Source organism: Achromobacter sp. ACM02, assembly GCF_014851605.1.
In the GTDB taxonomy this organism is placed as follows: Bacteria; Pseudomonadota; Gammaproteobacteria; order Burkholderiales; family Burkholderiaceae_B; genus Achromobacter; species Achromobacter aegrifaciens.
Genome location: NZ_JACUZY010000003.1, coordinates 250,714 through 271,735, shown reverse-complemented (window position 1 = coordinate 271,735; position 21,022 = coordinate 250,714). Strand labels below are relative to the sequence as shown.

Genomic DNA, 21,022 nt, shown 5'->3' with positions numbered 1-21,022 from the left:
CTTTTCTTCGACCGTTGCTTGGAAGGTTCGGTAACTATCCGACCCCAAAAATTTAGGCAGTCTCTCTATACTTGTTTCGTCATCCGAAACCGAGCCGCCGCCTCATGGATTTGCGCATTGCCAGCATCCGCCGCTTCCTCTACAGCCACTACTTCTTCGGAGGGGTGCGTCAGGGGGTGGGGATGCTGTTGCCCGTGCTGGTGCTGGGCGGCCTGTTCGGCAACTACACCACGGGTCTGGTTGCAACGTTCGGGGCGCAATGCCTGGCCATCATCGACCAGCCGGGCGGGCCGCAGCGCCACCGCACCAACGAGATGCTGGGCGGCGCCGCGCTGGGCACGCTGACGGTCATCATCACAGGGCTGGCGTCATCGCACCCCGTGCTGATCTGGCTGGCGGTCATCGCGCAGTGCTTCGTCTATTCGATGTTCACGGTGTTCGGCAAACGCGGCGGGCTGATCGGCTTTGCCGGCCTGTTGCTGATGACCCTGACCATGCATTCGCCGCTGGCGCCCCATGAGGTGCTGGCGCACGCCACGGCCACGCTGGGCGGGGCGCTGTTCTACGTCGCATTCAGCCTGGGGTTCTCGCGCCTGTTCTGGCTGCGCGAGGAGCAGCAGGCCATGTCGGTGGCGCTCTTCGCCACCGCCGACTACGTGGCGGCGCGCGCCACCTTCTACGATGAAACCGCCGATCTGGACGACGCCTACCGCGAGCTGATCCAGCGCCAATCCGTCATGACGGAAAAGCACCAGGCGGCGCGCGACATGGTGCTGCGCGCCCTGCCCCGCGGCAAAGGCCTGGGCGACCGCCAGCGCGTGATGATCTGGAACATGTTCGTCGATATGCTGCAGCTGCTGGATACGCTGGTGGCCACGCATACCGACTACGCGGCGTTGCGCCGCGCGCTGGCCGGCAGCGACTGCCTGATGTTCATGCGCGATGCGCTGGTGAAGATGTCGCTGGAGCTCAACCGCATCGCGCTGGACGTGTCGCGCGGGCGCAAGGTGCAGTACCGCAGCAGCGCCAAGGCCGAACTGCGCGCCATCGAATACGAGATCGAACAGCTCAAGCAGCAGGGCCTGGGCGAGCGCGAGCCCGAGATGCTGGCGCTGATCGTCCAGGTGCTGCGCCGGCTGCGCAATTCGGCGCGCATCGTCGACCGCCTGGCCGACCACACCGCGGCTTCGCCCGACGCCAAGCCCACCGACGTGCTGCGCATCAACAAGTCGCTGACGCGCTTCATTTCGCGGCAGGAATTTCGCGTGGGGCTCCTGACCAGCAACCTGCGCCTGGATTCGCCGCACTTCCGCTATGCGCTGCGCGTCACCGCGGCCGCGGCCATCGCCATGACGCTGGCCAGCCAATGGCTTTCGCCAGCGTTTTCCGCGCACAACTACTGGATCATGCTGACCATCGTCATCATCATGAAGCCGGGTTTCGCGCTGACCCGCCAGCGCAATAGCTGGCGCCTGACGGGAACGCTGATCGGCTGCATCCTGGCCCTGCTGCTGTTCAACCTGACCGACCGGCCCGAACTGCTGTTCGCCGCGCTGCTGGGCGCCTGCATCATGGGCAACAGCCTGGTGCAGCTGAACTACATGGCCAGCGCCACCTTCAACACGCTGTTCGTGGTGCTGGTGTTCCACTTCGTGTCGCCGGGCACGGTGTCCATGTCGGTGATCGGCGAACGCGCCATCGACACGTTGATCGGCTGCGCGCTGGCGCTGATCTGCAGCTACATCCTGCCCTGGTGGGAGGCCCGCTACCTGAAACCGCTGGCGGCCGCGGCCACGCGCGCCAACCGCGAATACCTGATCGCCGGCCTGCGCTACGTCGAGGCCATGCAGGCCCACGGCGCGCCCGTGGGCGCCGCCGCCGGCGAGACTCCGGCGGTCACGGACGCCGACCTGGCCTGGCGGCTGGCGCGCAAGAACGTGCACATCTCCTTCAGCAATTTCGCCGAGGCTTTCTACCGGATGATGAGCGAGCCCACGTCGCATCAGGTAAGCGTGCCGGAGCTGAACAACCTGCTGATCCAGAACCACATCCTGGCTTCGCAGATCACAGCGGCCATCCCCATTCTGGCCAGCCTGCCGGCTACGCCCGAAGCGGTACAGCGGGCGCTGACCGGCATGGTGGACCTGTTGGATGAGAACCGGGCGCAGGCGCCGGCCGGCCTGCCGACCCAGTTCGACACGGAAGGCGAACAGGCGGCGCTGGTCTATCCGGTCAAGCAGATGCTGAAGGCGGCGCACATGATCCGCCAGGAACTGCACGCGCTGGCCGATCCCACGCACGCGCCGCCGGTGGCGGCGGCAGCGTGACCGGCGTGGATGGCTCTGACGGGAATGGGGAGTCCCGGGCGCAAGGCCCGGGACCGGATCAGACCTTGCGGCGGAACACCAGCTTGTCTTCCGACGAGGCAGAGGCGTCGAACTTGTAGCCTTCCAGGTCGAAGCCTTGCAGGCCTTCGGGCTTGGACACTTTGTGCAGGATCGCGTAGCGCGCCATCAGGCCGCGCGCGCGCTTGGCGTGGAAGCTGATGACCTTCCAGGCGCCGTTCTTCCAGTCCTGGAATACGCATTGCACGACGCGCGCCTTCAGCGTCTTCAGGTCGACCGACTTGAAGTATTCCTCGGACGCCAGGTTGACGATCACGGGCGCCTTCTGGCCGGCCTGCCGTTCGTTGAGATAGTCAGCGATGGCCGGGCCCCAGTACTCGTACAGGTTCTTGCCCTTGGGCGTGGCCAGGCGCGTGCCCATTTCCAGGCGGTAGGGCTGCATCAGGTCCAGCGGGCGCAGCACGCCATACAGGCCGCTCAGGATGGCCACGTGCTCTTGCGCCCAGTCCAGCTGCTTGGCCGACAGGGTCGCGGCCTCCAGCCCTTCGTAGACGTCGCCGTTGAAGGCCAGCACCGCCTGGCGCGAGTTGGCCTGCGTGAAGCTGCGCTTCCAGTGGGCATAGCGCTGCACGTTGAGTTCGGACAGCGCCGGGCTCAAGCTCATGAGCTCGGAGATGTCCTCGGCCGACTTGGTCTTCAGCACCTTGATGAGGCCGGCGGCCTGGTCCACGAACAGCGGCTGGGTATGCGTCTCGATGTGCAGCGGCGAGTCGTAATCCAGCTTCTTGGCGGGAGAAAGCAAAAACAGCATTCGGGAATTCCTTTTTTAGCGTGCCGTCCAGCCGCCATCGACCGAGACGGACGTACCTGTGATTTGCGCGGCGGCGTCCGAGGCCAGGAACACGGCGGTGCCCCCCAGTTGCTCCGGCGTCACGAATTGCAGCGACGGCTGCTTTTCGCTCAGCAGTTCGCGCGCGGCGGTTTCCTGGTCCACGCCATCTTTTTCCGCCAGCGCGGTGATCTGCTTTTCGACCAGCGGAGTGCGTACCCAGCCCGGGCAGATAGCGTTGGCCGTGATGCCCTGGCCGGCCGTTTCCAGCGCGGTGACCTTGGTGAAGCCGACCACGCCGTGCTTGGCGGCGACATAGGCCGACTTGTTCGCCGAAGCCACCAGGCCATGGGCCGAGGCGATGTTGATGATGCGGCCGAAGCCCTGCTTCTTCATGTGCGGCAAGGCGGCGGCGGTGCCGTGGAACACTGCCGACAGGTTCAGCGCCAGGATCGCGTCCCATTTTTCAGCGGGGAAATCCTCGATCAGCGCGGTGTGCTGGATGCCGGCGTTATTGACCAGGATGTCGATGCGGCCCAACTGGCGCACGGCGTTCTCGACCAGCTCGCGCACGGCCGCGCCCTTGGACAGGTCGGCGCCGTCGTAGATGACCCTCACGCCATGCTTGTCGGCCAGGCCGGCGCGGAGCTTTTCGATTTCGGCCGCATCGCCGAAGCCGTTCAAGACGATATCGGCGCCTTGCTGGGCGAAGGCAGTGGCGATACCCAGGCCGATGCCGCTGGTGGAACCGGTGACAAGGGCGACTTTTCCTTTAAGCATGAGCATTCTCCTGTGGTCGAGCACATTGGACGGGCCAAGCAAGGGTCAAGTGTAGCTGCCCGGCATGACGGCAATCATGCCATGCCCGTACGGCACGCAGGGTCAAGCAGCGGGAGGAGGATCGCGCGGCGCGGGAGGTTTCGGCGCCTCGTCCTGGACCGGTTCCGCTGCCGGCAGATCGGCCATGCCGCCCCGGTTCTCGGGTATGCGTTCCAGCAGCTTGATCAGCATCGGCACCACGCCCATCGAAATCGCCACGATGACGGACAGCAAGTCGCGCTGTTCCAGGTTCATCAGATTGTTGTCCCAGGCTTCGTTGAAGATGGCGAAGCTGAACTCCCCGCCCTGCGCCAGCGCCAGCGCGAATAGCAGGCGGTGATAGCGCGGCAGGCCCAGAAAGCGCGAAAAGCCGTACAGAATCAAGGCCTTGACCAGCAGCAGCGCGAATACGCCTACAAGAATGAAGGGCCAGTGGTTGGCCACCACCTTCAGATTCACGGACATGCCGATGGCTACGAAGAACAGGCCCAGCAGCAGCCCCTTGAACGGGTCGATGGCCTTTTCCAGGTCATCCCGATAGCGCGACTCGGCCATCAGCACGCCCACCAGGAACCCGCCCAGGCCCGCGGACAGGCCGGCGTAGTCGAACAGTTGAGCAGCGCCCACCACCATCAGCAGGGCGGCGGCCGTGAACAATTCATTCAACTGCGCCTTGGCAGCCCAGCCCAGCAGCCGCAGCCGGTACGCCGCCGCGACCACCACCACGGCGATCAGCGCCTCCTTGAAGGAAGGCGCCGAGGCGCCATCCGAACCCAGCAGGCCCGCCGCCACCAGCATCGGGATCGCCGCCATGTCCTGGAACAGCAGTATCCCCAGCGCCGACCTGCCCAGCGGCGTGCGCGTCAGCACGCGTTCGTCCAGCAGCCGCAAGGCCACCGCCGTGGACGACAGGGCCAGCGACAGCCCGCAAAGGATTGCCGCCTGCCATTCCATGCCGGCCAGATGCCGCAGCGCCGCGCCGAACACCACCGCCAGCAGCAGCCCGCAGGCCAGCATCTGCAAGGAACCCAGCACGAAGACTTCGTTGCGCATGGCCCACAGGCGTTTGGGCGAGAGCTCCAGCCCGATGATGAACAGCATCATCACCACGCCCCACTGGGACACATTGATCATGGTGTCCACATTGGTGACGAGCCTGAGGCAGGACGGCCCCACCAGCACGCCGGCCAGCAGATAGCCCGGGATCGCGCCCAGGCCCAGCAGCTGGGTCAGGGGCACGCACAGCACGGCCGCAAGCAAAAGGATAAGGATGAGATCCATGGGACTAGCGGTTCCGGGATGAGCGCCGAGAAGAGAAGAGTGCCGGGCAGGGACGCCGGGCATGTCGGAATTCTGGGCAAAGATCGCCGCCGCTGAAAGCCGGTTGAAACCCGCTGTGGGGGACTTTCAACCACCCCCTTTACACAAACAAAAAAAATCCTGTAGAATTGCGGGCTTCGCTGCTTCGACAACGAAGATCCTTCCGACCAGGGATCTTTAGTGGAAGACCCGGCCCTTGGGGTAACCCAGGCCAGCCAGGAACACCGCCGTTACGAAACCCAGCCACGGAGAGGTGGCAGAGTGGTCGAATGTACCTGACTCGAAATCAGGCGTACGGTATCCCCGTACCGTGGGTTCGAATCCCACCCTCTCCGCCAAGTATTGCAAAAAAGGCCATTCCCTCGGGATTGGCCTTTTTCTTTTTCCTTCGGACTTCATAAAAACTAAAAACGCACAGGCTCGGCGCGCGCCGGCTTGCGTGTAGGCAAGCCCTGCGCCATTCCGATGCTCGCCCCGGTGGGGCTGCGCTTCGGATGGCCCCGGGGGTCCTCGGCTGGTAGGCGCCTAATGCGTTGGTTTTGGATCCCGTAATGGGCAGATGCCGCGAGCCGGTGGCCGGACGGAGGGATCCGAAGCGCAGCCCCACTGGGGCGAGCATCGGAATTCCGCAGTCCGGACGGCGGCGACTCAAGAACGCTGCCTCACAAAACCGAAGTGCGGGGCGGTAGGGCTTCGAGCTTGCGGATGCCAGAGTCCTTTAGCCGCCGAGGCTGCCCTGCGCCATTCCGATGCTCGCCCCGGTGGGGCTGCGCTTCGGATGGCTCCGGGGTCCTCGGCTGGCAGTTGCCTAATGCGTTGGGTTTGGACCCCGTTCATGGGTAGATGCCTTGAGCCGGTGGCCGGACGGAGGGATCCGAAGTGCAGCCCCACCGGGGCGAGCATCGAAATGGCCCGACAGCGCCCCATCGCCAGATATGGACCCATGTCACTTTGGCACCATATTGCAAGCCGCAGACTCGAGCCCCCCCATCGGCGCGCCAGGAGTATTCAGAGCGAGGCAATACCTGTCAAGACAGGAAGATCGGCGTCTCCCATGCCTTTTCGAGACCGGCTTGAACGGCTGCTTCGTACTTGGCATCGAATGGCAAGACCCGGCTGCGGCATTCTCCTAACCTAGGCCGACGCCCAGTTCTTTCGACGCCCGCAATCCCTCCAACAGCTAGAGAGGGCCCATGTATCACCATGCTGCCATTCAGTCATTCCATGCGCTGCAGGATGCGTTGAGCAACCGGAAATACCTGTCGATCTCCCGAATAAAAATCGACAAGACCTTTATCGACGAAGTTGTCGTGAGCAAGAAGGATCAGGGCATAGTCGGGGCCATCGTCATGCTGGCCCAGGCCCTGGAGGTGGATGTGGTCGCCGAGGGCGTGGAAACGGCCGAGCAATTTGCCTATCTACGGAACATTGGCTGCTCAGCCTTTCAAGGCTTTCTGTTTGGCAGACCGTGCGAAGTTTCCGACTTCCTGTGAGCGCTCCCGTCGCCCCGCGGGCCACTACGCTCTGCGCATCCATTGCAGCAAGCGAAGGCGGGGCCGCCCGCCTGACTATCACAAGGGCGCCGTCGGCCGCGCCAACTGGAACAGGTCCGTGCTGCGCGCGTACCAGCCGCCGCCGTGCATGCGCGCGATCAGCCCCATGGCCGGCGTGTCCATGTAGCCGCGCTCGGCGTCCTGCACATAGGCATCGTCTACGTGCGCGCCCAGCACCCGGCCGATCACCACGAGCTGGCGCGGGCCGGTCACGATGGTTGCCTGGCTGACGCATTCCAGCGACACCGGACTGCCCTTGATCAGCGGGGGACGCACGTGTGTAGCCGGCAGCGCGGTCAGGCCGGCCGCCGCCATCTCGTCCACGTCCGCCGGGTAATCGGCGCAGGTCTGGTTCATCTGCGCAACCAGCGACTCCGGCACCAGGTTCACCACGAACTCGCCGTTCTCGATGATGTTGGCGCCGGAATCCTTCAGTTCGCCGCTGGCATGGCGCATCAGGCCGATGGCGACCGTCGGCGGCTGAGGCCCCATGACATTGAAGAAGCTGAAGGGAGCCGCGTTGACAACGCCTTTGTCCGAAATGGTGGTAAGCCACGCGATCGGGCGCGGGGTGACGGTCGAGGTCAGCACGTTGTAGACCGTCTGCGTCGGCAAGGCGCTGAAATCAAAATGCATGATTCAAGCCTCCCCGGCATTCAGCGCCGAGGCGGCCCGCTTTTCACGGGTGTCGACCTGCAGCTGGAACACGTCGGGGCGGGCGTAGTGGCCCGAGACGTCGAAGTCGTACTTGCCGCGCAGGATCTGGTTGGGGTTGATGTCGGCGTACAGGATGGTCTCGGCTGAGAAATCCGGCCCTGCCAGCACTTCGCCCAGCGGATCGATGATGGCGCTGCCGCCGCGCATCAGCACGGTGTCGGGTGCGTCGCCCAGCGCGCATTCGAAATCGTCGGGATAGGCATCGCGGCGCAGATGCTGGCAGGCCGTGAGCACATAGCAGCGCCCCTCCAGCGCGATGTGGCGCATGCTGGGAATCCAGGAATCGCGGTCGTCGGCGGTCGGCGCGCAATAAAGCGCCACGCCCTGGCTGTACATGTACATGCGCAGCATGGGCATGTAGTTTTCCCAGCAGATGACCGCGCCGATCTTGCCGTAGGGCGTGTCGAAGACGGGCATGGTGGAACCATCGCCGAAGCCCCAGATCAGGCGTTCGCCGGCGGTGGGCATGAGCTTGCGGTGTTTGCCCGCCAGCCCTTCACGGCCATTGAAGTACAGCACCGTGCAGTACAGCGTGCCGCCATCGGCCTCGATGCAGCCCATGACCACGAAGCTGTCGGTGTCGGCCGCGGCCTGGGCCACCAGCGCGACCTCTTCGCCATCCAGCCGGATGGCCTGGTTGTGATAGCTGGCGAAGGCGTCGCGGCCCTCGGGCTTGCGCATGCCGATGGGCGCGCCGAAGGAGTTGCCCTTGGGATAGCCGCCCAGGAACGCCTCGGGGAACACCAGCACGCGGGCGCCCTGCTCGGCCGCCTGGCGGATGAGCGATGCCGCCTTTTCGGCGCAGGCGACGCTGTCGGTGGGAATGGAGGCCGCCTGGATGACGGCAGCCTTGAAGCTCTGTTGCGTGGACATGTCTCTCCTCTTTCTCAGTGTGCAGCGTCTTCGTCGATGGCGCGGGCGCGGGTGTTCGGCAGGAACAGGCTGCCGATGACGCCGACCACCGCGGTCACGACGACCGGATACATCAGGCCGCCAAAGATATTGCCGCTGGCCTGAGCCAGGTAGGTGGCGGTAAAGGGCACGATGCCGCCGAAGATGCCGGCGCCGATGTGGTACGGGAAGGATAGCGCCGTATAGCGGATGCGGGCCGGGAACAGTTCGACCAGATAGGACGCCACCGGGCCGTAGACCATGGCGACAACGGCCGTCATCAGCACCAGGATCAGAATGATGGTCGTGCGGTCGACGCGCGCGGGATCGGCGCGCTCCGGATAGCCGGCGGCCGTCAGCGCGCTGGTGTAGGCAGCGCGGTCAAAGCCGTTGACGGTCGTGCCGCCCACGCTCATGGCGATGCTCTGGCCGGGCAGCGGCGCGGCGTATTCGAAGTTGATGCCCTTGCCGACCAGGAATTTCTTGGCCTGCACGCAGACCTTCTTGTGGTCGGCATGGCTGCCTATCATGGCGGCCTGCAGTCCGAAGTCGCAGGCGCCGCCGCTGGTGTCGGCATGCACGCGCACCGGGGTGGTCTGCATGGCTTGCGCCAGGGCCGGGTTGCCCGCCTTGAGCAGCACGTCGAACATGGAGTGGTAGCCCAGCGCCGCGACGAACAAGCCGACCATCATGATCCACTTGCGGCCGATGCGGTCCGACAGCCAGCCGAACAGCACGAAGGTCGGCGCGCCGATGATGAAACCGATCAGGATCAGCGTGTAGACGCTGGTCTGGTCCAGTTGCACGGCCTGCTGCATGAAGATCATGACGTAGAACTGGCCGGTGAAATAGGTAGCGCCCTGGCCGGCGGTGACGCCGATCAGCGCCAGCAGCACCAGCCGCAGGCTGGACCATTGGCCGAAGGTCTCCTTGACCGGGTTCTTGGACAGGCGGTTCTGCTGCTTCATGCGCGTGAACACGGGCGACTCGTGCAGCTTGGCGCGCACGTAGATCGAAATCGCCAGCATCACGATCGACAGGATGAACGGCAGGCGCCAGCCCCACTGGCGGAAATCCTCGGCGCTCATGGATGCCTGGGTGCACAGGATCACGATCAGGGACAGGATCAGGCCCGCCGAGGACGTGATCTGGATCCAGCCCGTCAGCAGGCCTCGGCGCTTGGGCTCGCAGTGCTCGGCCACATAAATGACCGCGCCGCCGTACTCGCCGCCCACCGCCAGGCCCTGCACCACGCGCAGGGTCAGCAGCAGGATCCATGACAAGTGGCCGGCCGATTCATAGGTGGGCAGGCAGCCGATCAGGACGGTTGCGCCGCCCATCATCACCACGGTGATGAGGAAGGTGTACTTGCGGCCCAGCTTGTCGCCCAGGTAGCCGAACATCACGGCGCCCAGGGGCCGGATGATGAAGCCCACCGCCAACGCGCCCAGCGCGGCCAGCAGTGCCACCGTGGGGTTGTCCTGCGGGAACAGCACCTGGCTCATGAAGACGGCCAGGGTCCCGTAAATGAAAAAGTCGTACCACTCGAACAAGGTGCCCAGGGTCGAGGCCACCACCACCTGGCGTTCCTCTTTCCTGCTGAGCGTCGGACCGGCGTCGATCCGCGGCATTGCCACATTCGCTTCCATGCTTGCTTTCCCCAATCGCTTTAGATTGATAATGCTGTATTCATTAACTATTATCAAACTTAACCCAGGACCTGAAAAACTAGGGGAAACCCGGCGAAGCCGCCCGCGCGCCCGGGCGGCAAGGGTCCGCCCCGCTGCTACACTCCCGCCAGAAAAACAGTGGAGGCAGCAATGGCAAGGCCCGCCGGCAAGATGGAAAAGAACGCGGAACAGGCGCCTGCCGCCGCGCGCAGGGGCATCCAGTCGATCGAAGTGGGATTCCGGATCCTGGACGTCATCCGCAAGGCCGGCCGCCCCCTGCCCCTGAAGGAAATCGCGGATGCCTGTGAACTGACGGTACCCAACGTCCACTACTACCTGGTCAGCTTTCAGAAGGTGGGCGTGGTGCAGCAGCACGCGGATACGGGCCATTACGGCCTGGGTCCCTATGCCCTGCGGCTGGGCCTGGCGGCCCTGGAACAGTTCGACGTATTCACCACCGCCCGGCCCATCATGGCCGAAGTGGCCGCGGTCACCGGCCACACCGTGTTCCTGGGCGTGTGGGGCAACAAGGGCCCGACCATCGTCTACCGCGTCGAAGGCGCCCGCAGCCGCCCCCTGCTGGAACTGCGCGTGGGCAGCGTGCTGCCGCTGCTGTCCTCGGCGCTGGGCCGCAACTTCCTGGCGCACCTGCCGGAAGCCAGCACGCGCGAACTGCTGGAACAGGAAATGGCCTCGGCCGGTTCGGACGGATATGGCGGCAAGTCCTACACGCAAAAGGACGTGCAGGCCATCCGCGAGGAAGTGCTCGAACACCACCTCAGCCGTTGCCGCGACGCGCTGCTACCGCACTTCACGTCGCTGTCCGCGCCCATTTTCGACATGCTGGGCGAGATGAAGGCGGCCATCACGCTGATGGGCCCGGTGGGCGCCATCGACGACGACCTGCAATCCGACACGGCGCGGCTGCTCAGTGAAAAAGCCCGCTCGATCTCGGCAACGGCAGGCTGGGTGGAGCCGCAGGCGCGCTAGGCGCTTCTGCCGCCCTCACCTCCGCGCGTCGGGCAGCCGGCTGGGCGGCGGCGTGCTGGCCACGTTTTTCTTGTAGTAAGCGATGAACTCCGGCGCCGGCATGGGCTTGCCGTACAGCCAGCCCTGGCCGAAATCCACCTCGCGCGCTTTCAGGTGGTCTTCCTGTTCCTGACGTTCGATGCCTTCGGCCACGGTCAGCAGGTTCAGCGACTTGGCCATGTCGATGATGTGGTCCGTGACCTTGTGGGTCGCGGAATCGGTGCCGATGGTGTCGACGAAGGACTTGTCGATCTTCAGCGAGTCGAGCGGCAGCCGCTGCAGATAGGACAGGCTGGAGTAACCCGTGCCGAAGTCGTCGATGGCCACGGCATGGCCTTGCGCCCGGGCCTGTTCGATCACGCTGCAGGCCTTGTCCACGTCCATGAAGCCGCGTTCGGTGGCTTCCAGCCAGATCTGCCGGGGATCGATGACCGTGCCTTCGAGCATGCGCTGCAACACCCGCAACGCCCCGCCATCCTTGAGATCGCTGGCGCTCAGGTTGACCGAGATGTGCGCCCCCCGGTCCTCGCCCAGCAGATCCTCCATATCCCGGATCACCAGGCGAAACACCTCTTCGGTGATGCGGGCCATCAGGCCGTTGTCCTCGGCGATCGAGATAAACAGATCAGGTCTCAGGGTCTTGCCGCCGCGCCTGATCCAACGCACCAGCGCCTCCGCGCCGATGCAGCGGCCAGTGCGCAGGTCGATGATGGGCTGGTAGTGGACGACGAATTCCCGCCGCCTGATGCCGGCGGCCAATTCGCCCGCGATCGACAGGCGCCGGCGCGACAGCCAGACGACCAGCGCGATCATGGCCGCCGCGACCAGCGTCCCCATGGGCAACCAGAACAGGCGTTCGCGCGGCAGCATGTCCAGCGCTTCGGTTTGAGGTTCGAGCAGGACGACGGCCAGGTCCGCATTGCGGGCGACGGCGCTGAGATAGGCCTCGTCGATGTCCAGCTTGCCGCCATTCAGCGCCTGCGATACCAGCACGAGATCGGGGTCGTTGCGGGTGCCCAGCATGCCCACGCCCGGCAGGACCACGGCAAGTTGCGCGCCGTCCGTGAGCGCCTTTTCGGTGAACCGGCCTGGTTCGAACAAGGCGCTGTAATCGCCGTGGCGCACGGCCACCATCCTGATGCCGGGGCTCAAGACGGGCACTGCGTCCAGCAACAGGCGTCCACCATTGGCCAGTTCGACCTGGGCCGGAACCAGCGGCTCTTCGTAGCTGGGCACGCCCCAGGTGGTGCACTGGACGATGCCGCCCGCCACGTAGGCCAGATCGTCCACGGCCCGGTCCCTCAGGGCCAGGGCCCGCATATGGCGGATGTGCTGGGGTGAACAGGGTTCGAATGCCAGCCCGTCCAGATCGCGCAGCGTGGTCACGGTCTGGTCCAGCAAGTCCTGCGTGTCCCTCAGGATGCGCTGGGCCTGGTCGTCCAGATAGCGCTGTTCGCCCGCGACGGCGCGGGACCAGGACATGTGCAGCGCGAAGCCGATGGGCAACAGCGCCGCGGCGGCGGCGAGAGCGATGGCGATGCCGATTACAAACTTGCGCGGCATCGAGGCCGTCCCCAGGGATCGCCGGCTGGCGAGGTTATATCTTTTTACACTTTTTGAGGGGGCAGTGTCTCCATCAATTTCCGCTCGCAGCCGCCGTTTCAGCCTTCCGCCACGATCTTCGCGTCGCGGATGGTCTGGGCGTACTTCTGCTGCTCCTGCTTCATGAAGTCGGCAAAGCGCTGGACGCTGCCGCCGCCATCCTCCGCGCCCACCTGCGCCAGCTTTTCCTGCACATCCGGCATCGCCAGCGCCCGGTCGATGTCCTGGTTCATGCGCTGGACCATGGCGGCCGGCATCTTGCCCGGACCGACCATGCCGAACCAGATGCTGGCCTCGAAGCCGGGATAGCCCTGTTCGGCCACGGTCGGCACATTGGGGTGGCTCTTGGAGCGCTGCAGCAGAGTCTGCGCCAACGCGATCACCTTGCCGGACTGCACCAGCGGCGTGGCGGTGGTCATGCCTTCGAAGCAGTACTGCACGTGGCCGCCCAGCAGGTCGTTCATCAAGGGAGCCGAACCCTTGTAGGGCACGTGCAGCACATCAATCCCGGCGCGGGCCTTGAAGATCTCCAGCGCCAGGTGCTGCGCCGAACCGCTGCCGGCCGAACCGAACACGATCTTGCCCGGCTGCGCCTTGCACAGCGCGACCAGCTCGGGCAGCGTCTTGGCGGGCTGAGAGGCGCCGCCGATCAGGATGGTGGGCGTCTTTCCGACCAGCGCGATGGGCGTGAAGTCGCGGTCCACCGAATAGGCCAGCTTGGGCTGCAGGCCCGGCGCGATGCCGTGGCTGTTGACGTGCGCCATCAACAGCGTGTTGCCGTCGTTGGGCTGGCGCGCCACCTGTTCGGCGGCAATGATGCCGGCCGCGCCCGCGCGGTTTTCGACGATGACGGGAATATTCCACATCACGCCCAGCTTCTGCCCCAGCAGGCGCGCCAGCACGTCGGTGCCGCCGCCGGCGGGAAAGCCCACCACGATCTTCACCGGCCCCTGCGGCAGGTCTTGCGCCCGCGCCGCCGCCGGCAGGACCAGCGCGGCTCCCAGCGCCGCGGCGCCGGTCATGAATTGCCTACGTTGCATTGCTGTCTCCTCGCGCGCCGGTCCGATGGCCGGCGACTGGTTCTCGAAACTCTGTCACCGCTCACCGCAAGCGGCCGTCTGGCGCGGCCAGGCTGCGATGCTCCTGCGCTGCTGCGCGCGGCCCGCAGGCCGCGCGCCCTGCCCTCAACCAGCGACCCGGCTCCACTTGCCGTAGCGCTCGACCATGCGCTCGTCGAAGCCGAAGCCCAGGCCGGGCTCCTGATGCAACACCACGCGCCCCTGCTTGTGCGTCAACTGGCGGTCGACCAGCCTGCGGAAGTTCAGGACCTGATCGTCCCAGAAAAATTCGACGTAGCGTGCATTCGGCGTCGCGGCGACCAGCGGCGCATGCACGTCATGGAACCAGTGCGGGCAAACCACGACGCCGTAGCTGGCAGCGGTAGCGGCGATGCGCTTCCATTCGGTGATGCCGCCGCAGACGGCGGCGTCGGTCTGCAGGATGCCGGCTGCGCCCTTGTCCAGCAGCTCCTTGTGATACCAGCGGCCATAGCCGATCTCGGCGGTGGCGATGGGCAGGCGCGTCAGGCGCGCGAGCTTGGCGTGGCTGTCGATGTCGTCGGGGCCGAAGGGTTCTTCGATGAAGTACGGATCGTACTGTTCGAAGCGGCGGATGTACTGCATGGCCTGGGTCACGTCCTGCCAGGCGTTGTTGCAGTCCATCATCAGCTCGACGTCGGGGCCGATGGCCTCGCGCGCCGCCTTCAGGCGCGCCTCTTCGTCGGCCGGGGACAGGCGGCCGGTCTTCATCTTCACGGCGCGAAAGCCCTTGTCCACGTAGCTCGCCATTTCCTCGCCCAGGTGCTGGGGCGTCTTGCCGTCGAGGTAATAGCCGCCGCTGGCATAGGCCGGCACGGTTTCGAGCTCGACCGCGCCCAGGTACTTGTGCAGCGGCAGGCCGACGGTCTTGGCGTTCAGGTCCCACAGCGCGATGTCCAGGGCGCTCAATGCGCGCATTACCGTGCCTTGCCGGCCTTGCAGCAGGGCTTCCTGGTACATCGCCTGCCACAGGCCTTCGACGGCGAGCGAATCCTTGCCCAGCAGCACGGGGCCCAGCAGGTTCTGCACCGCGGCTTCGAAGATGGCGCCGCCGGCGCTGCCCACGTAGCAGAAGCCGATGCCTTCCACGCCGTCGGAGGAACGGACCTTCACCAGGCCGTAGTGCCGCGTGGACACGGTGCGGTTCGAAAACGAGGTGACCTTGTCCAGGGGCACCGCGGCGGCGCACACGTCTATGGATTCAATGATGGGCACAACTGGCTCCTTGGTAATCGGGATGGTCGGGCGGGGCCTGCGCGGCTTGCGGGGCCTCAACGCTCTGAACGTATTCTTGCCGCGGCAAAAGAAAACAACAATTATCTTCATCCATCTTTAGAATATGGAAAAAGCATCTTTTCAGGAGAAGCTGGTTCGTGGATTCGCGCTTTCTGCAAACCTATGTGCACGTGGTGGAGCTGGGTTCCATCGCCCAGGCCGCGCGCCACCAGGGGCTGACGCCCGCCACGGTGCAGCAGCGCCTGCGCGCGCTGGAAACGGATATGGGCAGCGCCCTGATCGCGCGCTCCGGCCGCACCGTGAAGCCCACCCAGGCCGGCATGCGGATCCTGGAGCGCGCCCGCGCCATCCTGCGCGACGTGCGCGACCTGCGTTCGGCCGCGTCCGACACCGAACTGCCGGCGGGCCCCTTGCGCCTGGGCGCCACGCCCACCGCGCTGACCGGCATCATGCCGCCCGTGCTGCGCGCCTGGACCGCGCGCCATCCCCACATTGAAATCTACATAGAACCCGCGCCCACCACCCTGCTCTACGGCAAGGTGCTGTCCGGCGAACTGGACGGCGCGCTGCTGGTGCATCCGCTATTCGCCATCCCCAAGACCTGCGCCTGGCGCGACCTGCGGCAAGAACCGCTGGTGCTGGTCACGCCGGCCGACATGAAGGTGCGCGATCCGCTGGAAGTCATCGCTCGCGAACCCTATATCTGCTATGACCGCAGCGTGGTGGGCGGCAAGATGGCCGACGACTACCTGCGTGCGCGCAGCCTGCGGCCGCACGTGCGCTTCGAGCTGGATGGAATCGATTCCATTGCCAAACTGGTGTCGGAAGGATTGGGCGTGGCGCTGCTGCCGGATTGGGCGACCACCGGTGAACCGTCAGCCCGCGTCAGGCGCTGGCCCTTGCCGCCGCCCTGCCCGGTGCGCACCGTGGGCGCGGTCTGGCTGCGCTCCGGCGTGCGTTCGGCGCTGATGCAGGCCTTCGTGGAAATGGCCGAGACCCAGCTCGGCCTGGACTGAGCGCGGAAGATCAGCCCTGTGCGTTTGCGTCGCGGCCGTCGCGCGCCACGACCACGCCGCCCGACACCACCAGGCGGCGCGGCGCGCGCGTTGCCACGGCTTGCGCAATACAGCTGGCGTCGACCAGCACCAGGTCGGCGCGCGCGCCCGGCGCCAGGCCATAGTCCCTGAAACCACAGGCGCGGGCCGCGGCGGCGGTCACGCAATCGAACGCCCATTCGACCTCGTCGTCGCGCCGCAGGTCGTTGCGCAGCCCGATCAGCATGGCGCGCGCCAGCATGTCGGGACTGCCGTAAGGCGTCCAGGTATCGCGGATGCCATCGTTGCCGCCGAAGATCGTCACCCCCGCCTCGCGACAGGCGCGCACGGCCGGCACGGGCCGCGACGGCGGCGCGGTCGTCAGCAAGGCCACGTCCAGCGCGGCCAGCCGCCGCAGCAGGCCGTCCAGCCGCTTGGCGTCGACGCCGCCCAGACAGAAGGCGTGGCTGATGACAACCTTGCCCTGCATACCCAGCGCCTGGACGCGGTCCAGGATCAGGTCCAGGGTAAAGGCGCCCAGTTCGCCCGGCTCGTGCAGATGGATATCGACGGGCTTGTGATGCTTGTCCGCCAGGCCGAACAGCACGTCGAGCGACCTCGCCGGATCCCGGTCGATGGCCGAGGGATCCAGCCCGCCCAGCACATCCGCGCCCTGCGCCAGCGCCTGGTCCAGCAGCTCGGCCGTGCCGGGCCGGACCAGCAGGCCCGACTGGGGAAAGGCCACGGTCTGGATCTCGACGCGTCCGGCCAGCTCCTGGCGCGTGGCGTGCACACCCTCCAGATGGCGCAGCCCGGCGTCGGTATCGATGTCCACGTGCGTGCGGATGCGGGTCGTGCCTTCGCGCAGGAAGGCCAGCGCCAGGGCGCGCGAATGGCTGGCCGCGTCATGGCCGCTGCGGGCGCGCCAGACGCGTTCGTTCTCGATGCGGTCGGTCAGCGCCGGGCCCACTTCGTTTACGTACCAGGGCGAATCCCAGGTGGTCTTGTCCAGGTGAGTATGGCCTTCGACCAGGCCAGGCAGCAGCAAGGCGCCTGCGCCGTCCTCGACAGGCATGCCGGGCGCGGCGGCGAGGCCCGGCCCGATACCCTGAATGCGCCCGTCGCGCACCAGCACGTCCACCGCGCCGCCTTGCGGGGCGCGGACATTCTTCAAAAACAGATTGGTCATGGCAGGATTCCAGGCGCCGCGCGTGGCGGCCGGCCTTGCGCAGACCAGGCGGCACGCGCCATCAAGCTCAGGCTTGGGGCGGTTCTATCCAGAAGAAACGTTCACCCTGGCGGACCATGTCGGCCACGCCTTCGGCGCCGATGCGGTAATCCGTACCCATCAGCGTGGCGCCGCCATCCTCATGGATATGAATGATGGCGAGCGGGTCATTTGCCATGGTGTACCAGTAGTAACCCGGCTTGAGATCATGCAGGTTCGTAGTCATGTTTCGAGTATACAAACATCCCCGCGCCGTATTCAAAAAGACACATAAATCCAGCTCATGCCTGACATGATGGCCTTGAGGCGGCATACTTCCCGATTCCAGGCCCAAACCGCCCGCACAGTAGGCATGCGTCGACCAGGCTGTCGCCGCATTGGCGCATATGCTTTGACCGTTGGAGGAACCGCGAGCGTATGAAAAGGCAGTCTCTTCAATTCAGCGAGCCGCTTAAACAAGCTGTTTTGGACGGCCGTAAAGTGCAGAGCCGGCGCATCCTGAAGCCGCAACCGACCAAACTGACCACGGTCTGGTATGCGGACGCCGCGGATTCCGGCAGATGGGTGGCCATGGGCCCGTCGCTGGATAATCCATCCGAATTGCGCAAGACCTCAAGCTGGGTCAGGTGCCCATTTGGAAAATCCGGCGACAGTATCGAATTGACCGACGAAGCCGGTAATACCTTCGCCACCGCCGTTATCGTGGGCGTGCGCGTCCAGCGCCTGCAAACGCTGTCCGAAGCCGATGCCCGCGCCGAAGGCACGCAAGCCCTGTACCAAAGCTCCGCCCTATTGCCGGGCGTGCCGCTGCAGACCGCCTTCGCCTTGACCTGGTGCGAGCGTTACGGCTCGCACGCCTGGGCAGCGAACCCGTGGGTCTGGGTGGTCGAATTCCGTCGCCAACAGGCCGATGGGGAGCGGGACGCCTAGCTCCTGCCCCAAAAAACTGGTGCGCCCGCGCAACGTCGTTACGCGGAAACAGGGGCGGATGGTGACTGCCTGTAACCTGGCCACTCGGCTTCACCTGATTCCAGGCGATTTCAATCCATTTCAATCGCGGCCGCATCAGAGCGGACTCACGCTGTTGCGTAGCAGCAAGCCGCATGCCATATGGGCGGGGACGGTTGCGGATTGTCGCGATTGACGCGGGCCCGCTTACGTCTGCCTGATCGAAAAGCCCGAAAATGGCATCAACGAATACTCAACTTTGCTGCGTCAAGCGGCAGGCAGGTGCAAGATGAAAAAATGGCTTATCGCTGGTGCTGGTGCCGCTGGTCTGCTGATCTCCAGCGTCGCCCTGGCTCGCGTGGACGTCGGCATCTCGATCGGCATACCGGGGATCGTATACCCCGCGCCGGTCTACGTCGCGCCGCAGCCCGTGTATGTGCCTCCCCCGCCGCCCGTCTATTACCGCCCCGCGCCGGTGTATGTCGCGCCGCCGGTGGTCTACCCGGCGCCGGTGTATTACCGCGGCGGCGGCCGCTATTACGACCGCGGCTATTACTATGGCCGCGGACGCGGACATGACCACCACCACGGCCGCGGCCGCGGACATGACCGCGATTAACGCGTGACGGCCGCCAGGCGCCGGAAAAAGCAAAGGCCACTCTTGCGAGTGGCCTTTTTTTTCTGCGGGGCAATGTCCGGTGCCGCGCGGAAAGCACCTCAGGCTGCAGGAGCCTGCACGGGTTTGCCGACCAACACCACCGGTTGCTGCGGAGCCTTGCTGGCTTTGGCATCGCTCCACCGCGGCGTTTCCTGAACGAGATCGATCCAACGGCGGGGCTCGCTCGACGACCGCCACCAACCATTATGCGGACGCATGGGCAAACTCCGGTTCACCGTTGAAACGCACGCCGTTGATGCCCTGGAACAGTTGCAGGCTTTCCTGCTCGGCTTCGTGCAGGCTCGAAAACGGCGCCTGTCCGGGCACGGTCCAGCACTTTTCCGGCGCGGTGCCGCCAACCCGGCGCGTCCATATCTGCACACGGTAGCCCTGCTCGTCTTCCTGAGCTACGGAGCATCTCACACGAAAATCTCCAATCATTCTTGAAGTCATGGGCAACTCCTTGTTATTTAAGTGAATGAAGCGTGTAGCACACGGGGCATATTGTGCCGTAACTATCCGGCCCTTTTATTGGAATACACAATTGCTCACATCATAATCAAACACTCGCGCAGGCAGCTTAAAGGCCCGAGGCGACAGGAATATGTACAGATAATAAAAAAAAACGGAGCCCGAAGGCTCCGTCTTTTACTCCGCCAAATGACGGATGGACAGCTGAAAAACGTCAGGCTTTCGGTGCCGGATTCAGCACCGTCAGGCCGCCCATATAAGGCTGCAGCGCCTCCGGAATCAGCACGCTGCCGTCTGCCTGCTGGTGGTTTTCCAGCACGGCGACCAGCGCGCGGCCCACGGCCAGGCCCGAACCGTTGAGCGTGTGCACGTATTCCGGCTTGCCCTGGGCATTGCGGAAGCGCGCCTGCATGCGGCGGGCCTGGAAGGTTTCGCAGTTCGACACCGAGGAAATCTCGCGCCAGGTGTTCTGCGCGGGAAGCCACACTTCCAGGTCATAGGTCTTGGCCGAACCGAAGCCCATGTCGCCCGTGCACAGCAGCACAACGCGGTAGGGCAGGCCCAGCAGTTGCAGCACGCGCTCGGCATGGCCCACCATGTCTTCCAGCGCCTCGTAGGACTGATCGGGCTGGGTGATCTGCACCATTTCGACCTTGTCGAACTGGTGTTGGCGGATCATGCCGCGGGTATCGCGGCCGCCGCTGCCGGCTTCCGAGCGGAAGCACGGCGTGTGCGCCGTGAGCTTGAGCGGCAGGTCGGAAGCGGCCTGGATGGTGTCGCGCGCCACGCTGGTCAAGGTGATTTCCGAGGTGGAGATCAGGTACTGGTCTTCACGCACGTACGGCTTGCCCTGGTCATCGACCTTGGGATCGTCGTCGCCGCCGCCCTTGGACACCGCGAACATATCGTCCTTGAACTTCGGCAGCTGGCCCGTGCCGTACAGCGTCGAGGCATTGACGATGTAGGGGGTGTAGCACTCGGTGTAGCCGTGCGTGCCCGTCTGCAGGTCCAGCATGAACTGCGACAGCGCACGGTGCAGGCGCGCAATCGGGCCGCGCATGAACGAGAAGCGGGCGCCGGACAGCTTGGCGGCCATGTCGAAGTCCAGCCCCAGGGGCTCGCCGATGGCGACGTGGTCGCGGGCCTCGAACGCCAGGGCCGGCGGATTGCCGTCGGCGCCGGCCGCGCCCGGCAGCCAGCGGCGCACTTCGACGTTGTCGTCGGCGGATTCGCCCAGCGGCACGCTGGCGTGCGGCAGGTTGGGCACCGACATCAGCAGTTCATTGAGCGGCTGCTGCAAGGCGGCCAGCTCTTCTTCCAGCTGCTTCAGGCGCACGGGCACGGCCTGCGATTCGGCCATGACGGCGCTGGCGTCCTCGCCCTTGGCCTTGAGCTGGCCGATCTGCTTGGCCAGCGCGTTGCGGCGGGCTTGCAGGGACTCGGTTTCAGTCTGGACGGCCTTGCGGCGGGATTCCAGCTCATTGAACCGTTCCGTGTCGAAGGACACGCCACGGCTCTTGAGGCGGTCTACGACGGTTTGCAGGTCTTTGCGCAGCAGTATCGGGTCTAGCATGG

The 21,022-nt window shown here is 65.3% G+C and carries 19 protein-coding genes and 1 tRNA gene; 7 read left to right on the top strand and 13 right to left on the bottom strand.

Annotation, left to right across the window (positions count from 1 at the left end):
* Positions 1-104: 104 nt before the first annotated feature.
* Entirely contained in the window at positions 105-2,327 is a 2,223-nt protein-coding gene (locus IB258_RS10135) for an FUSC family membrane protein (RefSeq protein ID WP_054450170.1), read from the top strand.
* Between the two features lie 58 nt (positions 2,328-2,385).
* Here the strand turns inward: IB258_RS10135 and yaaA are convergent, their stop codons facing one another.
* The 3 genes from yaaA to IB258_RS10120 all read right to left on the bottom strand — a co-directional run bounded on the left by yaaA (position 2,386) and on the right by IB258_RS10120 (position 5,274).
* On the bottom strand, positions 2,386-3,156 hold the full coding sequence (gene yaaA, locus IB258_RS10130) for a peroxide stress protein YaaA (RefSeq protein WP_054450168.1): 771 nt from the start codon (positions 3,154-3,156) through the stop codon (positions 2,386-2,388).
* A gap of 15 nt (positions 3,157-3,171) precedes the next feature.
* Positions 3,172-3,954 carry a 3-hydroxybutyrate dehydrogenase gene (locus IB258_RS10125; RefSeq protein ID WP_119450785.1) on the bottom strand — a complete coding sequence of 261 codons (783 nt, stop codon included), beginning with the start codon at positions 3,952-3,954 and terminating at the stop codon, positions 3,172-3,174.
* Positions 3,955-4,056: 102 nt separating this feature from the next.
* A complete protein-coding gene (locus IB258_RS10120; protein WP_054450164.1) occupies positions 4,057-5,274 on the bottom strand; it encodes a cation:proton antiporter in 1,218 nt (405 codons plus the stop codon).
* Positions 5,275-5,560: 286 nt separating this feature from the next.
* Here IB258_RS10120 and IB258_RS10115 point away from each other — a divergent pair.
* Together IB258_RS10115 and IB258_RS10110 are read left to right on the top strand one after the other, a co-directional pair.
* Positions 5,561-5,651 (top strand) — tRNA-Ser (locus IB258_RS10115).
* Between the two features lie 855 nt (positions 5,652-6,506).
* On the top strand, positions 6,507-6,806 hold the full coding sequence (locus IB258_RS10110; RefSeq protein ID WP_192329814.1) for an EAL domain-containing protein: 300 nt from the start codon (positions 6,507-6,509) through the stop codon (positions 6,804-6,806).
* Between the two features lie 78 nt (positions 6,807-6,884).
* Here the strand turns inward: IB258_RS10110 and IB258_RS10105 are convergent, their stop codons facing one another.
* The 3 genes from IB258_RS10105 to IB258_RS10095 are packed head-to-tail and all read right to left on the bottom strand — an operon-like array spanning position 6,885 to position 10,123.
* On the bottom strand, positions 6,885-7,502 hold the full coding sequence (locus tag IB258_RS10105) for a flavin reductase family protein (protein ID WP_119450782.1): 618 nt from the start codon (positions 7,500-7,502) through the stop codon (positions 6,885-6,887).
* A 3-nt stretch (positions 7,503-7,505) separates the two neighbouring features.
* Positions 7,506-8,456 (bottom strand): carbon-nitrogen hydrolase family protein, encoded by a 951-nt coding sequence (locus IB258_RS10100; RefSeq protein WP_192352534.1) that lies wholly within the window; start codon positions 8,454-8,456, stop codon positions 7,506-7,508.
* A 14-nt stretch (positions 8,457-8,470) separates the two neighbouring features.
* Complete coding sequence (locus tag IB258_RS10095) at positions 8,471-10,123, bottom strand: MFS transporter (RefSeq protein ID WP_054450137.1); 1,653 nt, start codon at positions 10,121-10,123, stop codon at positions 8,471-8,473.
* A gap of 171 nt (positions 10,124-10,294) precedes the next feature.
* On the opposite strand from IB258_RS10095, the gene IB258_RS10090 reads away from it, so the two are divergent.
* Positions 10,295-11,134: an IclR family transcriptional regulator gene (locus IB258_RS10090; protein ID WP_054450135.1), complete on the top strand. Its 840-nt coding sequence runs from the start codon at positions 10,295-10,297 to the stop codon at positions 11,132-11,134.
* Between the two features lie 15 nt (positions 11,135-11,149).
* On the opposite strand, the gene IB258_RS10085 is transcribed toward IB258_RS10090, so the two are convergent.
* The 3 genes from IB258_RS10085 to IB258_RS10075 form a co-directional block, all read right to left on the bottom strand.
* Positions 11,150-12,736 carry an EAL domain-containing protein gene (locus IB258_RS10085; protein ID WP_054450132.1) on the bottom strand — a complete coding sequence of 529 codons (1,587 nt, stop codon included), beginning with the start codon at positions 12,734-12,736 and terminating at the stop codon, positions 11,150-11,152.
* Positions 12,737-12,834: 98 nt separating this feature from the next.
* On the bottom strand, positions 12,835-13,815 hold the full coding sequence (locus IB258_RS10080; protein ID WP_054450130.1) for a tripartite tricarboxylate transporter substrate binding protein: 981 nt from the start codon (positions 13,813-13,815) through the stop codon (positions 12,835-12,837).
* A 144-nt stretch (positions 13,816-13,959) separates the two neighbouring features.
* Complete coding sequence (locus tag IB258_RS10075) at positions 13,960-15,087, bottom strand: mandelate racemase/muconate lactonizing enzyme family protein (protein WP_192352533.1); 1,128 nt, start codon at positions 15,085-15,087, stop codon at positions 13,960-13,962.
* Positions 15,088-15,245: 158 nt separating this feature from the next.
* On the opposite strand from IB258_RS10075, the gene IB258_RS10070 reads away from it, so the two are divergent.
* Positions 15,246-16,124, top strand: a complete 879-nt coding sequence (locus tag IB258_RS10070; RefSeq protein ID WP_175213873.1) for a LysR family transcriptional regulator — start codon at positions 15,246-15,248, stop codon at positions 16,122-16,124.
* A gap of 10 nt (positions 16,125-16,134) precedes the next feature.
* On the opposite strand, the gene IB258_RS10065 is transcribed toward IB258_RS10070, so the two are convergent.
* Both IB258_RS10065 and IB258_RS10060 read right to left on the bottom strand, forming a co-directional pair.
* Positions 16,135-17,331, bottom strand: a complete 1,197-nt coding sequence (locus IB258_RS10065; RefSeq protein WP_175159471.1) for an amidohydrolase family protein — start codon at positions 17,329-17,331, stop codon at positions 16,135-16,137.
* 67 nt (positions 17,332-17,398) lie between these two features.
* The gene (locus IB258_RS10060) at positions 17,399-17,596 is read right to left on the bottom strand and encodes a hypothetical protein (RefSeq protein WP_013391913.1); all 198 of its coding nucleotides are present in this window, start codon (positions 17,594-17,596) and stop codon (positions 17,399-17,401) included.
* Between the two features lie 191 nt (positions 17,597-17,787).
* Here IB258_RS10060 and IB258_RS10055 point away from each other — a divergent pair, with 191 nt between their 5' ends.
* Positions 17,788-18,300, top strand: a complete 513-nt coding sequence (locus IB258_RS10055; protein ID WP_175159468.1) for a hypothetical protein — start codon at positions 17,788-17,790, stop codon at positions 18,298-18,300.
* A 307-nt stretch (positions 18,301-18,607) separates the two neighbouring features.
* The gene (locus IB258_RS10050; RefSeq protein ID WP_119450778.1) at positions 18,608-18,937 is read left to right on the top strand and encodes a virulence factor; all 330 of its coding nucleotides are present in this window, start codon (positions 18,608-18,610) and stop codon (positions 18,935-18,937) included.
* Between the two features lie 243 nt (positions 18,938-19,180).
* On the opposite strand, the gene IB258_RS10045 is transcribed toward IB258_RS10050, so the two are convergent.
* Complete coding sequence (locus tag IB258_RS10045; protein WP_082400638.1) at positions 19,181-19,429, bottom strand: hypothetical protein; 249 nt, start codon at positions 19,427-19,429, stop codon at positions 19,181-19,183.
* A 232-nt stretch (positions 19,430-19,661) separates the two neighbouring features.
* On the bottom strand, positions 19,662-21,020 hold the full coding sequence (serS, locus tag IB258_RS10040; RefSeq protein ID WP_175181159.1) for a serine--tRNA ligase: 1,359 nt from the start codon (positions 21,018-21,020) through the stop codon (positions 19,662-19,664).
* Positions 21,021-21,022 lie beyond the last annotated feature (2 nt).

Coding starts and splice junctions, on each gene's coding strand:
- IB258_RS10135 (WP_054450170.1), top strand. CDS start 105: ATGGATTTGCGCATTGCCAGCATCCGCCGCTTCCTCTACAGCCACTAC.
- yaaA (WP_054450168.1), bottom strand. CDS start 3,156: ATGCTGTTTTTGCTTTCTCCCGCCAAGAAGCTGGATTACGACTCGCCG.
- IB258_RS10125 (WP_119450785.1), bottom strand. CDS start 3,954: ATGCTTAAAGGAAAAGTCGCCCTTGTCACCGGTTCCACCAGCGGCATC.
- IB258_RS10120 (WP_054450164.1), bottom strand. CDS start 5,274: ATGGATCTCATCCTTATCCTTTTGCTTGCGGCCGTGCTGTGCGTGCCC.
- IB258_RS10110 (WP_192329814.1), top strand. CDS start 6,507: ATGTATCACCATGCTGCCATTCAGTCATTCCATGCGCTGCAGGATGCG.
- IB258_RS10105 (WP_119450782.1), bottom strand. CDS start 7,502: ATGCATTTTGATTTCAGCGCCTTGCCGACGCAGACGGTCTACAACGTG.
- IB258_RS10100 (WP_192352534.1), bottom strand. CDS start 8,456: ATGTCCACGCAACAGAGCTTCAAGGCTGCCGTCATCCAGGCGGCCTCC.
- IB258_RS10095 (WP_054450137.1), bottom strand. CDS start 10,123: ATGGAAGCGAATGTGGCAATGCCGCGGATCGACGCCGGTCCGACGCTC.
- IB258_RS10090 (WP_054450135.1), top strand. CDS start 10,295: ATGGCAAGGCCCGCCGGCAAGATGGAAAAGAACGCGGAACAGGCGCCT.
- IB258_RS10085 (WP_054450132.1), bottom strand. CDS start 12,736: ATGCCGCGCAAGTTTGTAATCGGCATCGCCATCGCTCTCGCCGCCGCC.
- IB258_RS10080 (WP_054450130.1), bottom strand. CDS start 13,815: ATGCAACGTAGGCAATTCATGACCGGCGCCGCGGCGCTGGGAGCCGCG.
- IB258_RS10065 (WP_175159471.1), bottom strand. CDS start 17,331: ATGACCAATCTGTTTTTGAAGAATGTCCGCGCCCCGCAAGGCGGCGCG.
- IB258_RS10060 (WP_013391913.1), bottom strand. CDS start 17,596: ATGACTACGAACCTGCATGATCTCAAGCCGGGTTACTACTGGTACACC.
- IB258_RS10055 (WP_175159468.1), top strand. CDS start 17,788: ATGAAAAGGCAGTCTCTTCAATTCAGCGAGCCGCTTAAACAAGCTGTT.
- IB258_RS10050 (WP_119450778.1), top strand. CDS start 18,608: ATGAAAAAATGGCTTATCGCTGGTGCTGGTGCCGCTGGTCTGCTGATC.
- IB258_RS10045 (WP_082400638.1), bottom strand. CDS start 19,429: ATGACTTCAAGAATGATTGGAGATTTTCGTGTGAGATGCTCCGTAGCT.
- serS (WP_175181159.1), bottom strand. CDS start 21,020: ATGCTAGACCCGATACTGCTGCGCAAAGACCTGCAAACCGTCGTAGAC.